The organism is Pseudoalteromonas sp. J2K-J979 (genome assembly GCF_058169715.2).
The window spans coordinates 3,443,977-3,468,676 of sequence record NZ_CM200281.1 but is presented as its reverse complement, the minus strand read 5'-3'; the positions used below and the strand labels follow the sequence as shown (position 1 = coordinate 3,468,676).

The window sequence follows — 24,700 nt, the reverse complement described above, 5'->3', positions numbered from 1 at the left end:
CCAAACTCAATTGATAATAGTTATCATTTATATTTAATTTGTTGCGCATCTTAATGTTAATCGTTATCATTTGCAATTATCTAAAATAAAAATAATTTAAATTTTACTTTAACGAAAATTATTAGGCAGGAATTACAGTAAAATGGTGTTAATACAGCAGTTTAGGTTTGTTGGTGTCGTGTGTTTAACAGCAATGATGCTGAGTTTTTATAGCACTTCAACCGATGCGCAACAGAATGGAGGCGTAGTTAATCAAGCTGATCAATTGATTCAACAGTGGCTCGGGCTTTCACAACAGCAAAGTCGTCTACAGAGTGAATGGCGCCAGCAAGAGCCAATGTTAAAGCAGCGGGTTGGTTTACTCGAGCAAGAAATCAAACAGCTAAGCACTTTGGTGGCGGACAACCAACAAAAAGGTAGCGAGGTTGAGCAGCAGCGCGAACAACTGCTTGCCTTGCAAACTAACATGGAGGCCAATCAACAAATAATGAGTGGCTGGTTGAGCCAGCAATTAAGCAAAGTGCACAATATTATTTATCGATTGCCACCCCCACTGGCACTGCAATGGCAAACAGCAATTGATGCAGTGTCTTTAGAGCAAGCCAGTAATAGTGACAAGCTGACGTTGCTATTGAGTTTATTTACGAAATTGAATGATTTTGACCAGCGAGTTGCTTCCTTTGAATCAAAAATTCAGGTTGGCGAACAAGAGCATCGATTGGTGAAGCAACTGTATCTAGGGATTTCTCGTGGCTGGTATATCAGTCTAGATGGACAACAAGTGTTTGAAGGCCTCGCCACAGATCATGGTTGGCAGTGGCGTTCAAATTCCGCCTTACAAGCTGACGATATTCGTGATGCGATTGCCATGATTGAGCAGCGTAAAGAAGCCGACTTTATTCGCTTACCAGTCTCGCTAAACCCAAAAGATCATTTATTACAGTTGGAGAGTGGTCATGAATAAGCGCTGGATTTTACTGTTGGCTTGCCCATTTTTCCTCTGTAGTTGGGGGGGGAAAGCGGCCTTTGCTCAGCAAGATCTGCTCAATGATATTAAACAAGCTCAACGTAGTTTAGATAAAACTGAACAGGCGATCTTTGCTAAAAGTAGTCAGTATGGAGAGCAAATACAACGGTTAGAAACTAAAGTGTTGGCTCTACAGCAGCAAACGGCTGTTGCACGCCGTGCCGCTGATGAGCAAACCTTAAGCTTTGAGCAGTTACAAACCCGTTTGAAAGACTGGCGCCAACAAGATAGTTACCAAAATAATCAACTACAGCGTTTTGCGCAGCAAGTAAAAATAAATAGTCTCACTGCTGAGGCTGATCTAACTCGCACGTTGTCAGCGGTCGGTGCCCACTTTGATCAATTAGTCTTACGTAGCAGCCCGACTTTCCAAGCGCTGGAACTCGCAAAAAATGATGGCCAGTTAACGCAAGTACAAAGCTTATCTTTAGGGCCTGTTCATTGGTATATAGATCCAAAAACAGAGATTGGCGGCCTGTATCAGATGAAAAATAATATCGCGCAAGTGGTATTTGAGTTTGATGGTGCCAATAGTGAGCAGCTAAAGCGCTTACAGCAAGGGGAGGCAGGCAGCGTTTTGTTTGACCCGACTTTAGATCGTGCGCTGACCATCAAAATAGCCGAAGAATCTATCTTAGATCATATTGAAAAAGGCGGCGTATGGGTGTTACCGATTTTGATATTTGGTGCATTTGCTTTGTTCATTTCTTTTGCTAAAAGCATCCAGCTTTGGCGTTTACCTGCAGTTCAGCCAGCCTTGAGCACGCGTTTACAGCATATTTTTGCATTGCCCGATCCCCAACAAGTGAGTGATGAACTTGGGCAGCTGCAACATCAGTTAAGAGAAACGATGCAAGGGCAATTGCTTGATATAACAAGTAAAACGCCAATAGGTCCCAGTCGGGATGATCAACTATTTGCTGCGCTATTGCATCATAAACATCGCTTAGACTACTGGCTCGGGGCGATTGCCATTACAGCAGCTGTCGCGCCTTTATTGGGTTTATTGGGCACAGTGAGTGGCATGATCGAAACCTTTAAGCTGATGACCTTATTTGGGGCCGGCGATCCTGCTGCTGTCTCTGGTGGGATCTCCGAAGCGCTCGTCACCACAGAACTTGGCTTGGTCGTCGCGATCCCTGCGCTGTTGTGCCACGCATTATTATCTCGTCGTGCAAAAACGTATTACGGTGATTTGGAAAGTTGCGCTGTGAACTTAAGCCAACTCGGTTCATCGGCTCATCAAACATTACAGGAAGCAGCATAATGCAATCGTTCGATAATATCGTGGTCTGGGCCATGTTAGCACTGGCTTTATTTGTGTATTACAAGTTGTGTTTATTGATGGTAATTAGGCCAAGCGGCTTGACTACGGCACAGAAGCAGCAGTGGTCACAAACAGTGGGGTGTTTGATTAATGCGTTACCTCTGCTTGGTTTGCTTGGCACTATTATGGGGTTATTGCAGTCTTTTTATGCGATGTCGCTGGGAGACAGTTTTTCGGCCAGTAGTGTGCTTAGCCAAGGTATTGCCAATGCGTTATGGACAACGCAATTAGGGTTAGTTTTGGCGGTGCCAGCTTGGTTAATGCTGACTTATTTTAATAATTTAGTGCAAAAGGCGAGCTTAGCTAATGCGCGCTAATTTAAAAAATCGTTTAGAGCAACAGCAGCAGAATATTGACTTGTCACCGTTGCTGGATGTGGTGTTTATTCTATTGATTTTCTTTATTGTGACGACCGTATTTGTCAAAGAAACGGGTGTTGAGGTCGACAAGCCACAAGCTATTTCGACGGCAAAGCTAGAGCGCAATATTATTATGTTGGCCATCACTAACAATGGTGAAGTCATTTACGATGGCAGTAATATTGGTGTCGCAGGCGTTAGAAATACCGTGGCACAATTATTGAAAAATCGTACCCAACCTGTGGTCATTCAAGCTGATAAATTGGTACCCACCGAGTTGTTAGTGCAAGTGTTGGATGAAAGTAAATTGGCTGGTGCAGCCAGTGTAAGTATTGCGACGATCCCTTAATATGAAACTTAAGCGCCATCATCTTTATGCCGTATTACTGGCCTTATTATGTGTCAGCTCGGCAGTTTCGCTGTTATTTATTAATCAATGGTTTAGTGGACAGGCAGAGCGTACCGTTATGGTGAGAGAGGTTAAAATGGTGGCATTAACACCCCCCCCGCCTCCACCACCAACAACGTCCCAACAAACGCCGCCACAAGCTTTGACATTGGCCATTGAAGGGCAAGGACCGGCGGTGGAAATTAGCTTGGTCACTCCCCCAAAACTGAAAATGGATGCACATGTGCCCACTCCTGAGTTGCACACAGAATCAGATTGGCATAGCCAACTTGATATTGATTGGCAAGCATTTGGCTTAGATGACCTAGATGGATTGCCACAATTATTGACACCGATCAAAGCGTTATTTCCCAATAGCTTGGTGAGAAAAGGGGTGTATCAAGCTGTGGTTAAATTGGATGTGTTTATTGATGAACAAGGCCAGATCAGCTTAATTTCGATTGCACATAACCCACACCCTGAATTAAACAGTGCGATTGAAGGTATTATCAAATCATCACGTTTTAGTGCCCCGAAAAAAAATGGTGAAGCGGTAAAAGCGCGTTTTATCTGGCCAGTGGAATTTAAAAAATCATGAAATTGAATATTATAAAACGATTATTGAGCGCACTTGCGTGTGTAGTATCGAGTGTTGTCATCGCGCAAGGAGAGCGGGTTACCGTAACGTTAGCACCCCCTACATGGGTGTTTAAAGCCGATACCGTGGTCATTCCTAATCACGAGGCTCGTTTAGCGCCACAAGAACAATATCTTGCTGAGCAGCTCAAACCGCTACTGACTAACGCTGATTATCAAGGCGCATTAAAGGTGCTACAAAGTGATCAGAACCTCAATAAAAGTTCTGCATTATGGCAAGTTTCAGGGCAAGTGTATTTGGCGCTTGAGCGTTATGAATTGGCAGAACAAGCGTTATTAAAAGCACTGGAGCAAGATCCTGGTTTAAGCCGTTCGCATCGGAGTTTAGCGGTTATTTACTTGCAACAAAAACAGTATGACAAAGCGCAGCAGCACATTAGTCAAGCGATTGCACTGGGTCATCATGATGCTCAGTTATTTGGTCAGCTTGCTTATATTAATATCCAAAATCATCAGCCTTGGGCGGCAATTAGTGGTTATCAGCGAGCATTATTATTGGAACCAAACAACTCGCAATGGCAACAAGGGCTGATGGCGTCACTCATTCAGTCTCAGCAATATGCATCGGCACACGCATTAGTCATGGACTTAATTGCTAAGGATGAAAACAATGCTAATTTATGGCTCAGGCGTGGGCAAATAGCTTTAAATTTGCAGCAGTTTGAACATGCATTATCAAGCTTCGAAATGGCGATTCGTTTAGGTGACAATGAACTAAACAACCGTTTATTGACGGCTCAACTTCACATTCAGTATGGCTCAGTGGCCCGTGCCAGCACATTATTAAAAGAAGTGTTAGGTCAAGATGCGCTACAGTTTAGTCAATTACACACGACGTTTGCTTGGTTATTACAGCATCATCACTATGAACAGGCTGAGCAACTGCTGACTTCTATTGGCGATGTGGCCTCGTTGACCGTATTTGATCAGAGCCGGTATTATGCTTTTAAAGGGCAGCTAGCCTTTGAGAAAAAAGCAGTCAAACAAGCGTTGAAATGGTACGAAAAATCTTTGTTGTTAGATGGTAATAACGGTGAAGTATTATTGGCCATGGCTAAGCACTTTGCTTTGCAAAATGCTTATAGTCGTGCCGAGTTATACTTCATTCGCGCAGCAGTGATCAATCAGGTCAAAGAACGCGCATTGCTGGGTCATGCACAATTAGAAATAAACCAGCAAGATTATGGTAGCGCGATTGTTTTGCTTAATAAAGTATTAGCACATAACCCCAATCGACTCGATTTGAAGCAAAATATAGCGATCTTACAGCGGCTACAAAATCAGGCTAGTTAATGAAACCATTTCAAACGTTGCCTCAAGACATTGCCTCGCTGAGTGATTACCGTCGTTATGCGGAGCAAATTTTACCTGCTAATGCGTGGCACTATATTGATGGTGGCAGTGGCGATGAGGTGACGGCACTGCGCAATCAACAGGCTTTTAGTCAGTTTAATTTAAAACAGCGGGTGCTGAATGGCATAACACAGGTTGATGCGCGTACACGCTTATTTGGCGAGGCACATGCGTTCCCTTTATTGCTTGCCCCGGTCGCTTACCAAAAGTTGGCTCATCCAAGTGGTGAGATTGGGGTGATGCAAGCTGCAGCAGCGCAAGACATAGGATATGTTTTAAGCACACTGGCAAGCACACCGTTGGCGGAGGTTATTCAATACAAAGGCAAAAACGCCGCTTGGTTTCAGTTGTATATACAGCCGTATTGGTCGCACACTCTGAGTCTTATTCAGCAAGCCGAAGAGGCGGGTTATTCTGCGTTGGTGATTACTGTGGACGCCCCTATTAATGGTTTAAGAAATCGTGAACAGCGGATTGGATTTTGTCTGCCTGAAGGTATAGAGGCGAGCAATATCAAAGGCATGAGTCAGCCAAGTGGCTTTGAGCAATGTTTAGCGGCAGCGCCGACGTGGCAAACGATTAAAGAGATACAAGCAGTCACTCAGTTGCCGATTATTCTCAAAGGTATTACGTGCGTTGAAGACGCATGTTTGGCTAAACAGCTTAACGTGGCAGGGATAGTCGTATCTAACCATGGCGGGCGAGTTTTAGACACCGGTGTTGCAAGTATTAATACTCTGTTTGCGATTCGCGAAGCGGTGGGTCAGCAGATGACGGTGTTACTCGATAGTGGGGTCCGCCGAGGATCCGACGTGGTAAAAGCGTTAGCATTAGGTGCCGATGCTGTGATGATTGGGCGGCCTTTGATGTATGCACTTGCCACTGCGGGCCCGCTCGGTGTAGCGCATATGTTGCGTATTTTGAAAGATGAAATATTAATGACGATGGCGCTATGTGGCTGTGAAAATGTTGAGCAAGTTAATCGTGATATTTTACAAAATCACTGAGCCAAATTGCGCGTTTGGCTCAGATTTGACGGCTCAATTAGTTGTATCCTAAAACACAAACGGGCTCTTTAGTCTCTGGAGTAGAAGTTTGGCCGCTATAAGCTGCTTTTAACGCTTCAAGCTGTTGCTCTTGTGCGGCAAAAAGGTTGAGCACTTCGGTGCGGTATTCGCTGCTCGTTTCAAATAAGTTTTGATCGACTAATGGGTAAAAGCTTTCTAATTTTTGGCAAAGTGAAATGTGTACCATAATGACGCTCCTCAGTTATTGACATTTTTAAGTCATTCACCTTTAAACAGTAGCAGATCCTGTGCCACTGTCTAACCAACTGATTTACATCATGATGCTTTTTTTGAAGTGGAATATGCGAGTAAAAATGCAATTTTTTAGTGCAATCAGCATTTATTTTGGTGCACCAACAGTCAAATATGTTGCCAAGGAACTGATTTTTTTATGTTAACCTCGTTGTTATTTTTATAAGAAAGCTGTCATGTCTCTCTCTCCGTTTTCTCAAGCGTGTGAAAATAACAAACGTGCAATTTTATCTATATTAATTCAAGTTCTGGATAATACTCGTCATGTATTGGAAGTTGGTTCAGGCACTGGGCAGCATGCGGTCTTTTTTGCCCAAAACTTACCTCACTTAAAATGGCAAACCAGCGACTTAGCGATTAATCATGACGCAATTAATACATGGATAGCACAACATCCAAGTCCAAACTTATTAACACCAGTTGAGTTAGATGTGGCACATGATTGGCCTGTAACTGATATTGACGGTATTTTTAGTGCTAATACGCTGCATATTATGGCTTGGTCACTTGTGGAGCAATTTTTTGCAGGAGTGGGTGAGAATTTACAGCGCGGTGGGCGCTTGGTTATTTATGGTCCCTTTAAGTACCAAGGACAATTTACCAGTGACAGCAACGCCGAGTTTGATGTGTGGCTCAAATCACATAATCCTGCAAGGGGAGTACGTGATATCGAGGCCATCATTGCTTTAGCAGAACAAGCGGGCTTAGTTTTTATTAGTGATACGGCCATGCCAGCAAATAACCAGTTATTGGTGTTTGAGAAAACGCGCGCTTAACTGGTTTTCCGGGTTTGTTGTCGAAATCTGTCGTATAAATCACGGGCTATTAATCCAAACTGCATTAATAAAAATAAATGAATGAAGGGGCCACACATTAACACTATTCGCGCTTGTCGTTCCATGATATTAGAGATATGTACATTAGCAGTATAAATTAAATAGGTGCATCTTTTTTAAACGGCAGTAAAGTTAGGCATTGCTGCTGGTAGTGGTGTAAATGAGTGGTTTCGCGATCAATAAAGTGACTAATCGCCGTTTTAAATTCAGGATGGACAATGGCATGATTGGAGTAGGTTAATACTGCTGCAAAGCCGCGCATGATTTTATGTTCGCCTTGTGCTCCAGCATGAAAACAGGCTAACCCATGCTTAATGCAATACTCGATCCCTTGGTAATAACACAGCTCAAAATGAAGAAAATCGTAGTGCTCCTTTGCTCCCCAATAGCGGCCAAACAAGGTGTCGTGACTTTTAAAGCTTAAGGTTGCAGCGATAATCTCTTGTTCTTTCTTCGCGACCATAATGACTAATTTATCACGTAGTGTTAGCTGTAGTTGCCGAAAAAAAACCTGATTAAAATAACCTAAGTGACCAGAACGTTTTAAATATGTCTGCTGGTAAAAAACAGTGAATTGATCCATTACCTCGGTCGTAATGTCGTCACCTTCAAGCCATGACACCGAAATGTTGTCAGCCAGGGCTTTTTGCCGTTCCTTTTTGAGCGTTTTGCGTCGCCGAGCAGTAAAGCGATCTAGAAAGTGATCAAAGTCGGTATAACCTTGGTTGAACCATTGAAATTGCACGCCAATTCGTTGCATTGTCATGTAATGGCTGAGCTGAGTACTTTGATCTTGAGGTAAAAAGTTAATGTGCCAGCCTGACCAGGCGTGTTGTTCACACTGATGGTGCAGTGTGTTGCTAATATATTGGATTAAAGACTCATCAAGCTGCTGGCAGCCTATACGAGTACCTGTCACTGGGCTAAATGGCACTCCACACACCCATTTGGGGTAATAAGTTAAGCCATGTTGTTGGTAGGCTTCAGCCCATGACCAGTCAAACACATATTCGCCATATGAGTGAGTTTTCAGGTAACCCGGTAAGATAGCAACAATTACATTATCCTGATAAATCACCAAATGTTGTGCAAGCCAGCCAGATAGTTCATTGGCAGCGCCACTTTGCTGACAAGCCAATAAAAAAGCATGACTGACTAGAGGGTCAGAGTTAAACAAGGTATCCCACAGAGTCGGGTCAATGTTGGCTAGGTCATCAATAAATTGGTGGTGGAGCATGTTAAAACTATCATCTATTTGTTGTATTAAGTGTGAATAATAAACACTTAAAGTTCAGTCACAAGCAATTAAATATCCCAATGCTAGCAAGATTGCTTAAGCAAAGTATATGTAGGAATTAAACTTTAAATTGACTTAAGCAGCGTTTCAATTTTTTTATATCAAGCGGTTTAGCAAGGTGGAAGTTAAACCCGACATCAAGCGCGCGGGCTTTATCTTCTGGCATCACATCTGCGGTTAAAGCAATGATCGGAATATATTGAAACTCTGGGAGTGCGCGGATGAGTTTAGTTGCATCATAGCCATCAAGTACCGGCATTTGGCAATCCATCAAGATTAAATCAAAGTTATGCTGCTGCAAGGTATCGATAGCTTCTTGGCCATTATTTACCAAAACGGCTTCGATGTTTAATGTTCGCAACATTTCTTGAATGACAATTTGATTAACAGGGTTATCTTCTGCAACTAAAATACGCATATTCGATAAGTCGATATCTGGCTCATCTTGCTGAATCATTTGAGGTTCTGTAGGAGTTAAAGTAACAGAGAAGCTGAATGTACTGCCTTGCCCCTCAGTGCTGATTAAGGTGACATCTCCTCCCATCAATAGGCCCAGTTCTTTTGAAATGGCTAAACCTAAGCCTGTGCCACCAAAACGACGGGATGTTGAATCATCGGCTTGGATAAAGGCATTAAAAAGTGTCGCAGCAATTTCAGGTTTAATACCTACTCCAGTATCCTTCACGGATAGGATAAGCGTGTGCTGTGAACTGCTTTGAGAAAGCAATTTCGCTGTTAACATCACACTTCCTGAGTGAGTAAACTTAATCGCATTACTGCATAAGTTTATTAGAATTTGCTCAATTCGAACCGGATCGCCTAAGTACCAAAGAGGCTGAGGGAGTGAGTTGTTCAGTTGCCACTGTAATCCTTTGTTTTGCGCAAGAGGAGAGAAAAGGACGTCGATTCGTTGGAGTGTTGCAAGCATATCGAAGGGGATGTTTTCGAGTTGTAATTTTTCAGACTCTATTTTTGAAATATCTAAAATATCGTTCACGATATTTAGCAATGAACTCGATGAAAGGGCTATTTTGTCAATATAGTCCGCGATGGTGTCGGTATCATTGGTTTTTTTTGCTAATTGAGAAAAGCCGATGACCGCATTGAGTGGAGTGCGAATTTCGTGACTCATATTCGCTAAAAAACGGCTTTTCGCTTTACTCGCTTGCTCGGAAAGTTGTTTTTGGTGCATTAAATCTTTAGTGCGCACCGATACAAGATGGTTGAGAATAGTTTGTCGATTATTCATTAATAAAATCAGCAATACGATAAAAGCAACAATCGCCACTTGAAAGCAAATTAATAAAACAGAAAAATAGTTTGGACCGTGCGCTAAGTAATCGTCTTTAGGCAGAAGATTCATTAACCAAGTTTGTCCTGAGAAATTAAAAGTAAGAGAGGTAGCATTTTCTTTGCCGAGTAACTGCAAGCGTTGCACATCGGAATGAGCTGAATCTTCAAAATTGTCATAAAAAGTGCGATTTTTACCTGGCTCATAGAGCTCGAGATGAAACATTTGTTCTTGATAAGGACTAAGGGCGTTATTAATTAATGTTTTTACTAAAAACACCCCAGTAGCATAACCAATTAATTGTTTTTTATTTGCTGTATTATTGGCACTGCTAGTTAATTGATAGACTGGAGCAAATAATAAGAATCCGGCTTCGGGGGAATCAGATTGCACCAGTTGAATAATCGCGGTAGCTTGAGGGACTCCCTTTTTTTCAGCTTGAGATAACACATGCTTACGTTTCGGGTTGGAGTTAACATTAAAGCCAAGTGCTTTTTCATTGCCTGATAGCGGGCTAATTAATTCGACCACAATATAGGGGTCGTTGTCGGCCAAGGGGTCTCCTTGGATTGAAATAGGGCGTTGATAGTGCTCAAACATGCGTGCTTGGAGGTTTGGTAAGGCGTCTTTGCTGTTAATTGAATTCCAAGACATCGCTTTGATACTGGGGTCATCAGCGATGAGTTGGGTCACATAATTATCAAATATCTCGGAAGTTAATTGAGGACTATATTGAATGAAACTGGCAAGACTATGAATGTGAACAAGGCTATTGTTGAGCTGCCGATATAAACTGTTTTCAATCACTTTGGTTTCACGCTGGCTTAATTTCAGTGAATTGAGTTCACTGTTTTTTTGAAAAATAACAGTAGTAAAAGTCACTGAAATCAGTGCAATGCTCACGGTTGCAACAATGAGCCAATGCCCTTTTTTATTACCTTTAGGTCGAAACCATAAATGATATAAAGCGAACAAAAAGGGAGTGGCGAGCAAAACGCCTAGTGAATCCCCTAACCACCAATTTAGCACGTTTAGCCAATGATGCTCTTGACTATAATTAGGGTTAAAGGTGCTGAGCGCATACACCCCAATATTGGCCGAAATGAGATTAACCCCGATGCCAATGATAAAAATAAAGACTAGAATTTTTAAGCTTGAGGTACTGACCAAAGGGTCACCAATGTACTTGCGTAAGAGTGCCCCCCCAACTGCGGCTTGTAACGATGAACCCAGTGCAATAAGGCCAATCTCTGCACCTAATGGAGTCAATAACAAAGACAATTGAAGGTGTTCATGAGCTGTAAAGTTGAATGTTGCCGAGGCTAAAAAAATGGCCGGTAAAAACCGCCAGCTCCACAAGAACACCCCAAAAAGTGCAACCCCAGCAGGTAGCCAAATCAGAACAACTTGAGATTGTGTTGAAAGCCCAGAAAAGACAGAGCCCGCGTAAAAATAACCGAGCATTAAACAAGTATAGAGCAAGGTGTGCTGATGAAGGGATAGCTTTATTTTTGGCAAGGCTCGCTCCATGTCGTGTACGCCATTTAGTGGGGCACATGCTTTGGTAAGTTTATAAATATAAACCCTATTTAGAGCAGTATAGACTATGTAAGCAGAGGGCCTTTAAATAAATTCAGCGACGTTTAACTTAAGTTGGCAATATCTTTATAAACGCTGGTTTTATCATTGGCAGAGGGGCCTGTTGCCCCTATGAGGCTTAATGTCTCATTTATTTTCAGTAGCCCTTGTTGCGCTGAAGACGAGAGGGATTTGAACTCATCAGAGGCAAAAAACTGACTGAAACCATGTTGTGCGTGTTTCACCTCTTCACTTTGAATCGTTTTGCCTTGTTCGAGTTGCTCAAACAAATTGGCCGTGGTTTGCAGCGGCGCTAGCAATGGATGTTTAGGGTTTTCTTTTTGTAGTTCAGAATGAAGCTCGGTGACAAAGCCACTCAGGGAGGTGTTACTCGCTGGTTGTTCGGTAGATGGATTGTGAGCATTTAAGTGCTGATATTGATCCGCATTAATCAACCCATTTTTATGTAGCTCATTGATGTAGCTTGGCAACTGGTCAAACGATATTTTGTTGTTATGAAAAAACTGTGCATTGATTGACTGTAGTTTTTTGCCACGCTCAGATAAATGAATGTGCTGATTGTTGGTGGCTGAGTTGTGAGGATCTGATTGTGGAGTGCTTTTTGTCGCACGTGTTTGATCCGGTTGTTTGGTTTGCCCGAGCAGAGCAGAGTTAGGGTCGGATGCGCTAGGCTGGTAAGGGTTTATTAAGTTCATAATTGCTTTATTTGGCTAAATATATGCAAAATAAAGCAATTAACGTACCGTTATTTTGAAGGTGTGGTCTGATTACTCTTCGATAGGCGGTGGGGGAGTACATACTTTTCGGGTGCCATCTTTTTTCCAAAAATCGAGGGCAGGGATTTGTATTTCCCAGACTTCATTGGCATTCCACACAAAGGTCCCTTTGTATTTTAATTGAAAGTATTCATCATCGTAACCTGAGTTTTGTCGGGCTGTTTCAAAAAATATATTATTAGCTGGTGGGATAATAATTTCTTGTTGCATCATCGATTTTAACTGGCGTCGGGTGATTTGTTTACAGATGGGGCTGTGTGGATTGTCTGGGTACAAGGAAGAAACAATCGCTTGTTCTATTGATTCTGTTTCGGGGTTTAAAAAGTAGATCCCACTGCCTAAAGGAAACCGTCCGACCATGGCTAAAAATAGCTTACTGTATTGGCTGTCTAATTCACCGTCCACAGCGCTCTTTTTGATGGTATCGTAGGCATCGTAAATGCGGCGATAGTCAAAATCAGGTTTTGTTGAGACCATAAACGATGAATACACCACAGGAATTTTCATTAAACGCTGCAGCTCGGCGTTATCGCGATCTTCTTCATTGAAAAAAGACAGCATAAAGTCGAGTTTGGCTTTTTCGTAGTCGGTATATTCGATTTTTTCTTGATGTGTATTAAAACGTTTAGGCGGAATACCAATACCAGATTTTAAATACATCATCGATTTTTCTTTAATGGTACTGACTAATAAGCTCCGCTCACTTGGGCTTAATAAGCGATAGCGATCGCCGGCAAAAATCTCTTCAACCTCAGGTGAGTAACTGCCAATTGAAAGGAGGAGTGCCGCTTTTGCGATAGGTTTAAGCACTTCTTCACGGTAGGCGGCCATTTCTTCGTTAGACAAGTTGTTTTGTTCGATATCCATAAAGCTGGCTTTGGGATCGGTAAACATGTCATCCATGGCAAGTTTTAAGTAATTGTTTTTAAAGCCATGAGTGATGCGGATTTCTTCAAATAGCGCCACCATTAAACCTGCAATATAGATCGGTTTGAATTTCTCATTGCGCACGCAGCGTATTTTTTCATCAGGCAAGGGCGTGGACAGTACGATCGTGCCTAAAAACTGGCTGAAAATTCGCTGGTTATTGAGTAAGTCGAGCATGTTGTCTGTAAGGTGATCGATATTTTCATAACGCTTTGTTTGCATGGTAATCATCTGTTGACGCAGCGTTTGAAATTGTTTTTTATCGTGTTGCTCGTAGCGATACAGTTGATCTAAGTATTTTTCGGATGATTTTTGCCCAGCAATGGTCGGTAAGTGACCGTGCTCTTTTTTATATTTAACAATAATATCGATTTGTTGCTCATAAGCATTAAGCTTCTTTTTTAGTTTTTTTAATTGATTAATTTCATCGGGGTAAGTGCTAAAAAAGAGCGTTGCGTCTTCAACCACTTTGCGGTGTTGCTGTTGAAATAAGCTAATTTTTTTCGACACCGCACTGGCCATATTAGGAATAGCGGATAAGCGAGCTGTTTGATACGTTTTTTTGTTTTTATTCATACCGCAGGTTGTAATGCCTCTGTTGGAGGTGATGCTGCTGATTAAGCAATTAATGCAAACCAATAATTATCAAGAATAAGGGAAATCAGAGTTATCAGCAAATTTTGTCTGGTTAAGGTATCGGCTGCTTTTTGAGTTTAGTTAGGTTTATTGTTAATTCAACTGATTGAAGAAGAAGCTAAAAGAGTGATGCAGCCAGAGATTAGCTGCATCATAAGTGTGCATTAACTTATGCGACGCACGCGAAATAGTCTGCCTTTGATTTTATCTTCACCAAGCTTACGTAAAGCTGGTTTAGCAGCATCACGCGCGACAGCGACATAAGCAAAATTATCCAGTACGTTGATTTTTCCGACTTGTTTGCCTGAAATACCGTCTTTTGATGTTAACGCCCCTAAAATATCTCCCGGACGGACTTTTTGCTTTTTACCGCCATCGATTTGTAGGGTAATCATTGGGGGTTTTTCTGCAATTTTATCCAGTAGACTGAATGGAGGCAAAGCTGTGATATCAAACTGTTTATCGAAGTATTCTGACACGGCGGCAACACGGTAACTTTCGTTGTCAGTAAACAATGAATGAGCGGTGCCTTTACTGCCTGCGCGGCCTGTCCGACCAATTCGATGGACATGCACTTCAGGGTCTTGAGTGATATGGTAGTTAATCACCATATCAAGCTCATTAATATCGAGTCCGCGAGCTGCTACATCAGTAGCGACCAAGATCGATATGCTTTTGTTCGCAAAACGAACCAATGTTTGGTCGCGCTCTCGTTGTTCTAAGTCACCGTGGAGGGCTAAAACACTAAAACCACACACAGACAGCTCATCAGCAACAGCTTGCGTTTCTACTTTGGTATTACAAAATACCACGCAGCTTTCAGGACGATGCTTGAGCAACAATAAGCGTAACGCGGTCATACGCTGTTTGTTTTGCTCTAGCTTATAAAAGTATTGACGAATATTGACATTGTTATGGCTTGTTTCCACCGTTACTTTAATCGGGCTACGCATAGTGCGATTGGCAATCGACTGAATTTTTTCAGGGAATGTCGCGCTGAAAAATAGCGTTTGGCGATCATGAGGCGTTTGATCGATAACGGCATCAAGTGCTGAAGCAAAACCCATATCGAGCATCCGGTCGGCTTCATCGAGCACGAGAGTATTGACATTATGTAGGTTTAGAGTGCGGCGGCTGAGGTGATCTTCAATGCGCCCGGGTGTGCCTACAATAATGTGCGCACCATGCTCTAATGATCCGATTTGTGGCCCCATCGGCATCCCGCCACATAAAGTTAATACTTTGACATTTGGAATACCGCGCGCGAGTTTACGAATTTCTTGTGCTACTTGGTCAGCAAGTTCACGAGTCGGGCACAATACGAGCGCTTGAATACGATAATTACGCACATCGAGGTTTTCGAGTAAACCTAACGCAAATGTTGCGGTTTTGCCTGAGCCTGTTTTGGCTTGGGCGATAACATCTTTACCTTCAAGAATATGCGGTAGGCTTTGCGCTTGGATTGGCGTCATTGAGGTGTATTCAAGTGACGATAAATTCTCAAGTAACGCAGGTTGTAACTTGAGTGATGAAAATGCTAATTGGCTCAAGGCGGTTATCCTGTATTGATAAGCATGGGGAAAAATTTAACCCTTATTATATCAGAGTTATTGCGTTTACTACGTAGTAAATTTAAGCAAACATAATCAGTCTAAGTTTCTTCCCATTTTTGATTTTATTTTCCCTTTAGAGGGAATGATTTGTCAGTGTTAAAATAACAATTAATTACTTATCAATAACTTAATGTTTGGCACGAAGTTCGCCTAGTGTTATTACTTTTACAGTTATAGCAGTGTTTTTTATGGATATTGATTTAACGCTCAACAGCCAACGTACCCCAGGTCAACGGCATAAAATGATCGCGGCGATGGTGATTGTGTGTTTAGCGCTCTTTGCATATGGATTGAAACAGTGGCTAAGCCCAGTGAGATTATTGGCGTCCTCAGTCCAAATAGCACAGGTTCAGCAGATTGACTTTGCCGTGAAAATTCGCGGGTTTGGTCGCTTAAAAGCTAAACAGCAACGTTATTTAACCAATTCACATATGGCCACCGTCGAAGCTATTCATGTGTATCCGGGCACTCGGGTGACTAAAGATACTGTGATTGTGAGTTTGGCAAACCCCGAACAAATGCAGCGCTTGTCGGTCGCGCGGCTGGAGCTTGCTCGGCAAAAAGCTGTGTATAACGAGCAAGTTATTAACCAAAAAAGTCAACTATTAGAGCGAGAGTCGACCTTAACTTTATTGCAAAGTGAGTTAGAAAATGCGCAGCTAAGAACTGAGGCCGAAAGCAAGTTAATCGAACAAGGAATAGTCTCCAGTTTAGATTACAAGCGTAGCCTTTTACATGTTAAGCAACTTAATCAACGGGTTGCAATTGAACAGCAACGCTCACTGCAATTACAAGAAATGCATCGCGAACGCATTAAAGTGCAGCAAGAGTTATTAAGGCAGTTTGAACTCAATTATGCCATGCAGCAGCAGGCCGTTGACCAGTTACATGTTAAAGCGGGGATCGATGGCATGCTGCAAGAGCTCAATGTTGAAATCGGTCAAAACTTATCCCCCGGTACCCGTTTAGCTGTGGTGGGCTCAGATTCTGCGTTAAAAGCAGAGCTGCTCATTCAGCAGGCAGATGCCGAAAAAATTAGCCTCAATATGGCCGCTAAAGTTAACACGTTTAGTCGAGAGGTTGATGCCTCTGTCAGTCGTATTGACCCCGTTGTGACCGACGGACGGGTGTTGATTGAACTTAATTTACACGGGGATCTGCCAGCCAATGCTCGGCCTGATTTAAGCATTGAAGGCTATGTGATTAGTGAAGTGCTCCCTCGAGCGCTGATCATCAATGTGCCGCATGGCATCAAGGCACACTCTAAAAATACCCTTTTTAAACTTAACCCTCACTCCCATTTGGCTCAGCCTGAAATGATTGAATTTGGTACACTAAGCGACAATAAAATTCAGCTTCTTCAGGGGGCAGCGGTGGGTGAGCAACTGATCATTTCTGATTTATCGAAATGGCAGCATTTGGCAACAATAAAAATTGAACAGGACAGTTTATGAATACCCAGACACTTATTTCATTAAAAAAAATCGCCAAGGTTTACCGCAGTCAAAATGTTGAAACCTATGCATTGAAGCACATTGATCTTGAAGTTAATCAAGGGGATTACCTCTGTATCAGTGGCCCTTCAGGATGTGGAAAATCGACATTGTTGTCGTTGCTTGGTCTGCTTGATAGCCCAAGTGCTGGGCAATATCTGATTAAAGGTATTGATACAGCTAACTTGGATATGGACAAGCAAGCAGAATTAAGAAATTTGCACATCGGCTTTATTTTTCAGTCGTTTAATTTGATTGATGAATTGAGTGTGTTCGACAATGTCGCTTTGCCACTCACTTATCGTGAACCAGCGATGAGCGCTGCAGAGATTGAACAAGCGGTCATTAAAGCATTAAGCGATGTCGAAATGAGTCACCGAGCACAACATAAACCCAACCAACTATCGGGTGGACAGCAGCAACGTATCGCCATTGCACGGGCACTTGCTGGTAGCCCAAGCATTTTATTAGTGGATGAACCAACCGGTAATTTGGATTCAAAAAATGGTGATGCAGTGATGGATTTGCTCGACGCGCTGAATCAAAAAGGCACCACGATTTGTATGGTGACCCATGATTTACGTTATGCAGGACGTGCGACCACGCAACTGAAGTTATTAGATGGCGAAATTATCGGCCACACTACGGCTCGTAACACTCGCCCAGTCGCTGAGGCGGTGTAATATGATCCATTTAGTCAAACTGAAAAGCCAATGCCGCCTTGCATGGGCGATGTTAAAAAGTGCGCCGGGGTTTGTTGCAGCGGTTATTGCAACTTTGTCACTGACTTTGGCGTGTTTATTTGTCGTGCTGAGTTTAGTAAACAGCTATTTTTTAAAGCCTCTGGATGTGTTTGATGAAACCCGCATGGTGGTTGTGGAGCAACAAACGACTTATCAAGATAACAGCTCATCAGGGTTTCAGAGTTATCAATCTATTGTGCATTGGCTCAAGAATAACCAGAGTTTTGATCGGGCATTTATAATCAATGCCGCTGAAAATATTTTTTTAAATTTAGACGGGCAACCAAAAAAGGATGTGCTGTATGTGGGTGGCGAATATTTTGAGCTCTTACATACTCCTTTTTTACTTGGGCATGGCTTTAAAAAGGGTGAAACCTTAGAGGAAGCTGATAATAGTGCGGTCATTTCAGAGAAGTTTTGGAAAGAACATTTTAACAGTGACCCTAATGTCATTGGTAAATCCTTAAAAACAGCCAGTGAAATTGAAGGTGATGGGCATATAATTACAGGTGTTATAGCGGATAATTTCAGTCCACCCTATATGATAAAAGCAGGCTCTGTTGATGTTTGGTATCCTACCAGTTCTGACCGTCGATTTTTCCACAATGATGACTGGCAAAGCCCGTGGACCAACACGTTTAGAAATCTAAAACTGATTGCAGTATTAAATCCGGGCGTCACTAACGAGCAAGTAAAAACCGACTTAAAAGCCCAAATTGATACCATTAAATCTGAGTGGCTTAATAATGGCGGCATTACGGATGTAAACCCCGTTGTTACACCGTATCGCGAAGTTGAACTCGGCAATAATGATCAACTTAGTTTAATGATGCTTGCAGGCGCTGTTGGGCTATTGGTCATCGCGGTTCTAAACGTCAGTACCTTATTTTTCTCGCGAGCGTTAGCACAGAATAAAACCTTGGCGTTACAAGCGGTGCTTGGGGCAAAGCGCCGAACATTATTCCAGAGCTTATTGTTACAATCGTTAATGTTAATGGTGGTCTCCATCGGTGTCGCACTGTTTGTATCTGTGTGGGGGATCCGACTTTTCAAAGCCCTCGCAGAAGGACGCTTACCTCTAGTTAATAGCTTGGCAGTGGATGGAAACTTGGTCATGGTGGCTATAGGTTTGTGTGTATTGCTTGCATATGTCTTTGCCTTGATTACGGCGCGCTTAGTGAATTATCAAGCACTGAATAGTCAAATGCAGCACAGTGGTAAAGGTGGGGTGTCGCAAGTGTCTGGTCGCACGGTTAAAGTGTTAATTGCATGTCAGATGTGTGTCGCGGCATTATTGGTCAGTTTTTCAATGATGGTGCTGGGTAAGTCGACTGAGACCATTAATCGCCCATTAGGCAGTGAGACAGAAAATTTATACTTTGCCCAGCTATTTCAAGCGAATAACCAAGCGACTCTCGCTGAGCGCTATGACAATATAAAGCATTATCAACGTGTGCTGCAAAATAGCCCGGAGATAAAACGCGTTGCGCTGGGGCAAAGCCCTGTGACAGCCAGGCAAAACGCCAACACCATTACAGACATGGAAGGCAAAAGCTCGATTTTTTTTCCCAGTCAGTGGGTTGGGCCTGATTACTTTGACTTAGTCGGCAGCAGTATTCTTGCTGGACGCACCTTCAGTGAGCAGGCGATTCGGGGCGAAGTAAATGAAATGTTAGTGTCGGTCAGTGTGGCAAAGTGGTTGCATCCTGATCTCGAATATAACCAAGTTATCGGCAAAAATTACAAAGGATTAGAAGATAAAGTGTTTGAAATCGTTGGGATCACTGATGATTTTAACCATCCTAAATTTTATGATGAGTCATTTGGGCGTCATATTTGGTGGCCATCGCAACCTTGGAGTTATATGTTTGTCATCGAAACAAATGACAATGCTCAGTTAACGGGCAAGCAAGTGTTGAGTTTGCTATCAGAGGCTAATAGTCATCTGACGTTATGGCAATTTAGAGACTTAGCACAAGAGTATGATAATTTGTTGTATATGAGTCATTTGACGGTTGCTTTATGTGGTACGTTGGCGGTGTTTACTTTGCTGCTGGCTGCCATCGGTATTTTTGGGGTGCTGAGTTATAACTTAGGTTTACGTCGCTATGAATTTGGTATTCGCATGGCGCTCGGAGCTAAAAAAAGTCGCTTAATAAAATTGATGAGTAAAGAGGCGGTTGTACCAGTGTTGCTTGGCTTTAGTGTCGCCATTGTGGTTGTGCTTGGTGGTTATTATGCTTTTCAAGCTCAGCTAAGTCATTGGTTGTTGATGCAATGGCAAATGCAAATTATCGCTTGGGTGATCACGCTAACTATTGCGTTGGTAGCCTGTTTTAGGCCGCTACTGATTTTAATTAAGGCTAAACCTATGGCCTCGCTGCGAAGCGAATAGGCAGATTTTAGCGTTCTTAAATCACCAAACAACACGCATTGCGTGTTGTTTGGTATAGAAAAAGAATAATAAATGGACACTATTTTAATTGTAGATGATCAGGCTGATGTACGTATGTCGGCAACTATTGCACTGAATCAAATGGGTTACCATTGCGTCGAAGCGCAAGGCCCAGACGATGCTTTTGAGGTGTTAGCCCATACCCGTGTCAGTCTGATTTTACTTGATATGAATTTTAAGCTCGATACCACATCGGGCGAAGAAGGTTTGCGGTTTTTAAAACAATTGAGAGCGCACGACATCACTCTTCCTGTTGTCGTGATGACGGCCTGGGCAAGTGTCGATGTGGCGGTGCAAGCAATGCAGTTGGGTGCGGTTGATTTTATTGAAAAGCCTTGGAATAACATGAGGTTGATATCTATTGTGCAACAACAGTTGAAACAGCAACAGATCAACCATGACAATGCTTGTTTAAAGGCGTTACAGTCAGATGTATCCGAGGAGTACATTGCTCAATCTGACCCAATGGTTCGGTTACTCACGCAAGCCCGTCGAGCAGCTAAAACAGATGCAAGTATCTTGATAACGGGTGAAAATGGCACTGGAAAAAGCTTGCTTGCCCATTATATTCACCAGCATTCAGCGCGTCATACGCAACGCTTTGTGAGCATTAATATTGGTGCTATTGCCCCATCGTTATTTGAAAGTGAGCTCTTTGGTCATAAAAAAGGGGCTTTTACAGATGCCAAAGAAGACCGTCTCGGGCGATTTGAAATCGCACAAGATGGCACGTTATTTTTAGATGAAATTGCCACGCTCCCCCTTGAGCTGCAAAGTAAAATGTTACGAGTCCTCGAAAGTCGAGAGTTTGAAGTGCTCGGTTCGAGCAAAACCCAACAAGCTAATGTCAGAATTATCGCCGCGACCAATGCGGAACTTGCGCACTGTATTGAGCAAGGTGAATTTCGTCGGGATTTGTTTTTTCGACTCAATACAATCGAGCTTCACATTGCACCTTTGCGTGAACGACCTGAAGATGTAGAGGCACTCAGCCTGCATTTATTGCAACAACATAGTAAAAAATATCAACGAAATGGCATGTCTTTTTCGCCATCAGCGCAGCAAAACTTAACGTCTTACAGCTGGCCGGGTAATGTACGAGAGTTGAGCCACTGTATTGAGCGGGCGGTGATTATGTGTGAACACAATGTGATAACAGAGAATGACTTATCGCTACAACAAACAGCGGTGTCACCTTCGCCTGAATTACCGCTATTGCCACTTGATGAGCTAGAAAAACAAATGATCCTCAAAGCCATCGCTGAATTTAATGGCAATGTTATTGCGGCAGGCGAGTTTTTAGGGCTCAGTAAATCGGCTATTTATCGGCGTATCGAAAAATTTGCTATAGACCTCAAAGGGAGTGCGTGTTAAATGGCGCGGGTCCACTCTTTCGAGCGGCATTTAATCTTGCTTGGCCTAATCGTGTTAATCGTGCTGATGATAATGGGTAGCTTGCTGGCTTACTCATGGTCATTTGATTGGTTTACCAGTGCGACGTTATTAATGCCTTTTTTTGTCGTGGTTGGCTGGGCATTGTTGCAAGGTTATCAGCGGATCATCGATTTAATTGAGCGAATCGGTCTACAACTTGACGCCTTGCGCTATCAAGAAACCAATAGCTGGCATTTGGCGCAATACTCCAGTGGTCGAGTGGCCAGTTTAAAAGCGGATTTTAATCAAGTGGCAAAAACGATAGCCGACAAAAAACGTGAGCATAACCAAACTGAAGAGTTTGTTTTTGAATTTGTGACCATGCTTGACCTGCCAATTATAATTATTGACCCACACCAGCATGTTTATTTTGCCAATCAAGCGTGTTTAAGCGCCTTAAAGTTAACACAGGTTGAGGGGGTTGACGTTGCGTCATTGGATCTTTATCAGGATGAAATGGGGTGGCACCTTGTGGAAAGCGCTTCTAGAGCTGGGCGGTATCAAATATCGAGCCATCAATTTTGGCGCGCGGGCCGCTGTTACGAACTGCTGGCTTTTTTCTCGATAGAAGAGCAGTTACGTGCAAACGAACAGCGGGTTTGGCAGCGCCTTATTCGAGTAATTAATCATGAGGTCCGTAATTCTTTAACGCCCATCTGCTCGATGAGTCAGTCTTTATTGCAAATGAAAGCCAACGGCCAACTCGGTGTAAAGGATGATTTAGCCTGCGATATGCTGCAAGTGATAGAAAAACGAGCATTGAATTTACTTGATTTCGTGGCCAGCTACAGTGCTTTTTCAAAAGTGGGCACTGCGCAGCCTCAACAAGTCAGTAGTGAGTTAATTAACCAACGTTTAAAAGCAATCTACCCAGATTTAGAAATTAGCTGTCAAGCTGTTATCTATTTTTCTGTCGACATTGGCCAGTTAGAGCAAGCGCTGATTAATTTGATCAAAAATGCTTACGAGGCGGGCGGTCAAACAGTGCCGCAGTTGAAATGGTCACAAGGTATGAACACTGTTGAGATTGATATTATCGACCAAGGCATCGGTATTCAAAACCCAGATAACTTATTTGTGCCGTTTTATACAACTAAGCAACAAGGAGCAGGTATAGGTTTAGTGATCAGTCGGGAGTTGATCCGTAATCAAAGCGGCCAATTAATGGTTATACCTAACCCAGATGGAGTGGGAACTCGGGTTAATGTCAGTTTGCATCGAGTGTAAAATCAAACCAGACCGGCCTGTGTAAAATGCTATCTATGACTATACTCTGATGATGTCATCTTTCGATTATTATGATGAATAAAGTTAAGTTGGTGCATTTTTGTATTTTGTTGCTTGCCTGTCGCTGGAGTGAGGTATCGATCGCTGCGCCTGTGTCACCAGATCGTTCTTCTCCCACTGTGATCATGGCGATGAATGAATGGGCGAGCCAGCGAGTGCTCTCCAAAGCAGTAGGCTCGATGATTAGTGGTATGGGAGTGCAAGTTGAGTATCAAGATATTTCAGTTTCACACCAATGGGGAGCGCTAAGACAAGGCTTTGTTCATATACAAGTCGAGGTGTGGCAAAGCTCAGTAAACGATGCGTTGATGAAAGCGCTTGCTGATAATTGGTTTGAAGATTTAGGCCTGCATGATGCAAAAGGTCGAGAAGATTGGTGGTTTCCCTCTTATGTTTTGCAGTCGTGCCCAAATTTACCTGATTGGCGCGCATTAAATCAATGTGTGGATGTTTTTTCAGAGAAAAAGCGTCGTGGTGTTGGCGTGTATCGCACAGGCCCTTGGAACCCTCACGATGCAGACTTAATTCGCGCATTAAAATTACAGTATCGCATCGAACGCTATGATGAAGCGCGTCCGCTTTGGGCTGCGCTAAAACAAGCCGTTGAACAAGAAAAACCGATATTGTTATTGAATTGGACGCCGAATTGGACTGATGTCAGAGTGAAAGGGCAGTTCGTAGAGTTTCCTAAGTATGAGCAAGCCTGTGAGCTCGATGTGAGTTGGGGGATTAATACACACATGAAATATGATTGTGGTAAACCACCACAAAGCCAGTTAAAAAAAGTTGCGTGGTCAGGTTTAGCTTCGCATTCGTCTTGTGCTTATCAATTAGTTAAAAACCTGCGCTTTACCCGTGACATGATTGCCAATGCTTCGGCATTGATGGTGGCTGATGGTCATGATGAAAATAAAGCGGCCCAACTTTGGCTGAAAATGTATGCCAACGAGGCAGAGCAATGGATGCCTAAGACATGCCCTGCCCCGTAAAGGGGGAAACATTTGCTGAATCTTTAACAAACATGTATAAAATCCAAGCATCAAAGTGTTGATAAATTAAATGAGACAACAATGATTAGATTCGTCTTTTTAATGTGTGTGGTAGGGTTGGCTTTGCCTGCTTATGCTTCAAAACCCACATTGCATTTTTTCACTGAAATCTCACCTCCGGGTAATTACCTTGATGAGTCGGGTATTCTGGTCGGTTCGAGCGTAGAGATGATTGAAGAACTTAACCGCTTGGCTGGCTATCGGGTAAAGAATCATGTGTATCCATGGACGCGTGCTTACCAAAAGGTGCAAAAAACACCCAATGCGGCGATTTTTTCTATCTCTCGCACCCCAGATCGGGAAGAGTTATTTCACTGGGTTGGCCCTTTGTTAAAGGTTAAATGGGTCTTGTATAAACATCGGGATTCAGATGTTTCGATTACCAATTTGGAACAAGCGAAGCAGCTTGCTTCTATTGCTGCAACACGTAACGATGCCAAAGCAGACTACCTATTGTCACTGGGTTTCAAAAATCTTGACCTGTCTGAAGATAACATCGGACGGATGCGTAAATTGTATGCCAATCATAATGATGTGATTTTGACCTCTAACTTAGGCGTAGAGCGCCTAGCTGAGCTTGCTTTGCAAGATCCAAAACACTTAGAGGTCGCACTTGAAGTGAAAGCTAGTGATATTTATTTGGCATTTAATAAACAGACAGATCAGCAAATAGTCGATAAATACACACAGGCATTTGAAATATTACAAGGCTCGCCCATTTATTATGAGATTTTAGTGAAATGGTATGGTGAACAAGCCACGCGAGATATTTATCAAAGCATAGGGCTCAGCTGGGCTTTTACTGAGCGCCATTATCATTAACTTGGCACCTGA

General features: G+C 42.7%; 21 protein-coding genes. 15 read left to right on the top strand and 6 right to left on the bottom strand.

What is annotated here, in order from left to right:
- Positions 1-142 precede the first annotated feature (142 nt).
- Genes AC3KVK_RS15860 through AC3KVK_RS15830 form a run of 7 tightly spaced genes read left to right on the top strand, consistent with a single transcriptional unit; the run spans position 143 to position 6,118 of the window.
- The gene (locus AC3KVK_RS15860) at positions 143-964 is read left to right on the top strand and encodes a DUF3450 family protein (RefSeq protein ID WP_490311405.1); all 822 of its coding nucleotides are present in this window, start codon (positions 143-145) and stop codon (positions 962-964) included.
- On the top strand, positions 957-2,294 hold the full coding sequence (locus tag AC3KVK_RS15855; RefSeq protein ID WP_490311406.1) for a MotA/TolQ/ExbB proton channel family protein: 1,338 nt from the start codon (positions 957-959) through the stop codon (positions 2,292-2,294). The genes AC3KVK_RS15860 and AC3KVK_RS15855 overlap by 8 nt, the downstream gene beginning before the upstream one ends.
- Entirely contained in the window at positions 2,294-2,671 is a 378-nt protein-coding gene (locus tag AC3KVK_RS15850; protein WP_490311407.1) for a MotA/TolQ/ExbB proton channel family protein, read from the top strand. Before AC3KVK_RS15855 ends, AC3KVK_RS15850 begins: the two co-directional genes overlap by 1 nt.
- Complete coding sequence (locus tag AC3KVK_RS15845) at positions 2,661-3,062, top strand: ExbD/TolR family protein (protein ID WP_490311408.1); 402 nt, start codon at positions 2,661-2,663, stop codon at positions 3,060-3,062. The genes AC3KVK_RS15850 and AC3KVK_RS15845 overlap by 11 nt, the downstream gene beginning before the upstream one ends.
- Position 3,063: 1 nt before the next feature.
- Positions 3,064-3,699, top strand: a complete 636-nt coding sequence (locus tag AC3KVK_RS15840; RefSeq protein ID WP_490311409.1) for an energy transducer TonB — start codon at positions 3,064-3,066, stop codon at positions 3,697-3,699.
- Positions 3,696-5,051 carry a tetratricopeptide repeat protein gene (locus AC3KVK_RS15835; protein ID WP_490311410.1) on the top strand — a complete coding sequence of 452 codons (1,356 nt, stop codon included), beginning with the start codon at positions 3,696-3,698 and terminating at the stop codon, positions 5,049-5,051. Before AC3KVK_RS15840 ends, AC3KVK_RS15835 begins: the two co-directional genes overlap by 4 nt.
- Entirely contained in the window at positions 5,051-6,118 is a 1,068-nt protein-coding gene (locus AC3KVK_RS15830; protein ID WP_490311411.1) for an alpha-hydroxy acid oxidase, read from the top strand. Before AC3KVK_RS15835 ends, AC3KVK_RS15830 begins: the two co-directional genes overlap by 1 nt.
- Positions 6,119-6,155: 37 nt before the next feature.
- Here the strand turns inward: AC3KVK_RS15830 and AC3KVK_RS15825 are convergent, their stop codons facing one another.
- Complete coding sequence (locus tag AC3KVK_RS15825) at positions 6,156-6,365, bottom strand: hypothetical protein (protein WP_490311412.1); 210 nt, start codon at positions 6,363-6,365, stop codon at positions 6,156-6,158.
- A 241-nt stretch (positions 6,366-6,606) separates the two neighbouring features.
- On the opposite strand from AC3KVK_RS15825, the gene AC3KVK_RS15820 reads away from it, so the two are divergent.
- A complete protein-coding gene (locus tag AC3KVK_RS15820; RefSeq protein WP_490311413.1) occupies positions 6,607-7,206 on the top strand; it encodes a DUF938 domain-containing protein in 600 nt (199 codons plus the stop codon).
- 157 nt (positions 7,207-7,363) lie between these two features.
- Here the strand turns inward: AC3KVK_RS15820 and AC3KVK_RS15815 are convergent, their stop codons facing one another.
- From AC3KVK_RS15815 to dbpA, 5 genes are all read right to left on the bottom strand, one after another.
- Complete coding sequence (locus AC3KVK_RS15815; RefSeq protein ID WP_490311414.1) at positions 7,364-8,503, bottom strand: GNAT family N-acetyltransferase; 1,140 nt, start codon at positions 8,501-8,503, stop codon at positions 7,364-7,366.
- Positions 8,504-8,621: 118 nt separating this feature from the next.
- Positions 8,622-11,372, bottom strand: a complete 2,751-nt coding sequence (locus AC3KVK_RS15810) for a CHASE domain-containing protein (RefSeq protein WP_490311415.1) — start codon at positions 11,370-11,372, stop codon at positions 8,622-8,624.
- Between the two features lie 125 nt (positions 11,373-11,497).
- Positions 11,498-12,148, bottom strand: a complete 651-nt coding sequence (locus AC3KVK_RS15805; RefSeq protein ID WP_490311416.1) for a hypothetical protein — start codon at positions 12,146-12,148, stop codon at positions 11,498-11,500.
- Between the two features lie 72 nt (positions 12,149-12,220).
- Positions 12,221-13,732: a hypothetical protein gene (locus AC3KVK_RS15800; protein WP_490311417.1), complete on the bottom strand. Its 1,512-nt coding sequence runs from the start codon at positions 13,730-13,732 to the stop codon at positions 12,221-12,223.
- 224 nt (positions 13,733-13,956) lie between these two features.
- The gene (gene dbpA, locus AC3KVK_RS15795; protein WP_490311418.1) at positions 13,957-15,342 is read right to left on the bottom strand and encodes an ATP-dependent RNA helicase DbpA; all 1,386 of its coding nucleotides are present in this window, start codon (positions 15,340-15,342) and stop codon (positions 13,957-13,959) included.
- A 251-nt stretch (positions 15,343-15,593) separates the two neighbouring features.
- On the opposite strand from dbpA, the gene AC3KVK_RS15790 reads away from it, so the two are divergent.
- The 7 genes from AC3KVK_RS15790 to AC3KVK_RS15760 all read left to right on the top strand — a co-directional run bounded on the left by AC3KVK_RS15790 (position 15,594) and on the right by AC3KVK_RS15760 (position 24,688).
- Positions 15,594-16,859 (top strand): HlyD family secretion protein, encoded by a 1,266-nt coding sequence (locus AC3KVK_RS15790; protein ID WP_490311419.1) that lies wholly within the window; start codon positions 15,594-15,596, stop codon positions 16,857-16,859.
- Entirely contained in the window at positions 16,856-17,581 is a 726-nt protein-coding gene (locus AC3KVK_RS15785) for an ABC transporter ATP-binding protein (protein ID WP_490311420.1), read from the top strand. The genes AC3KVK_RS15790 and AC3KVK_RS15785 overlap by 4 nt, the downstream gene beginning before the upstream one ends.
- Position 17,582: 1 nt before the next feature.
- A complete protein-coding gene (locus tag AC3KVK_RS15780; protein WP_490311421.1) occupies positions 17,583-20,036 on the top strand; it encodes an ABC transporter permease in 2,454 nt (817 codons plus the stop codon).
- Between the two features lie 72 nt (positions 20,037-20,108).
- Complete coding sequence (locus AC3KVK_RS15775; protein ID WP_490311422.1) at positions 20,109-21,470, top strand: sigma-54-dependent transcriptional regulator; 1,362 nt, start codon at positions 20,109-20,111, stop codon at positions 21,468-21,470.
- Positions 21,471-22,757, top strand: coding sequence for a sensor histidine kinase (locus AC3KVK_RS15770; protein ID WP_490311423.1), 1,287 nt, complete (start codon positions 21,471-21,473; stop codon positions 22,755-22,757).
- Between the two features lie 71 nt (positions 22,758-22,828).
- Complete coding sequence (locus AC3KVK_RS15765; protein WP_490311424.1) at positions 22,829-23,806, top strand: ABC transporter substrate-binding protein; 978 nt, start codon at positions 22,829-22,831, stop codon at positions 23,804-23,806.
- Between the two features lie 81 nt (positions 23,807-23,887).
- On the top strand, positions 23,888-24,688 hold the full coding sequence (locus AC3KVK_RS15760; protein WP_490311425.1) for a substrate-binding periplasmic protein: 801 nt from the start codon (positions 23,888-23,890) through the stop codon (positions 24,686-24,688).
- The last annotated feature ends 12 nt before the right edge of the window (positions 24,689-24,700 follow it).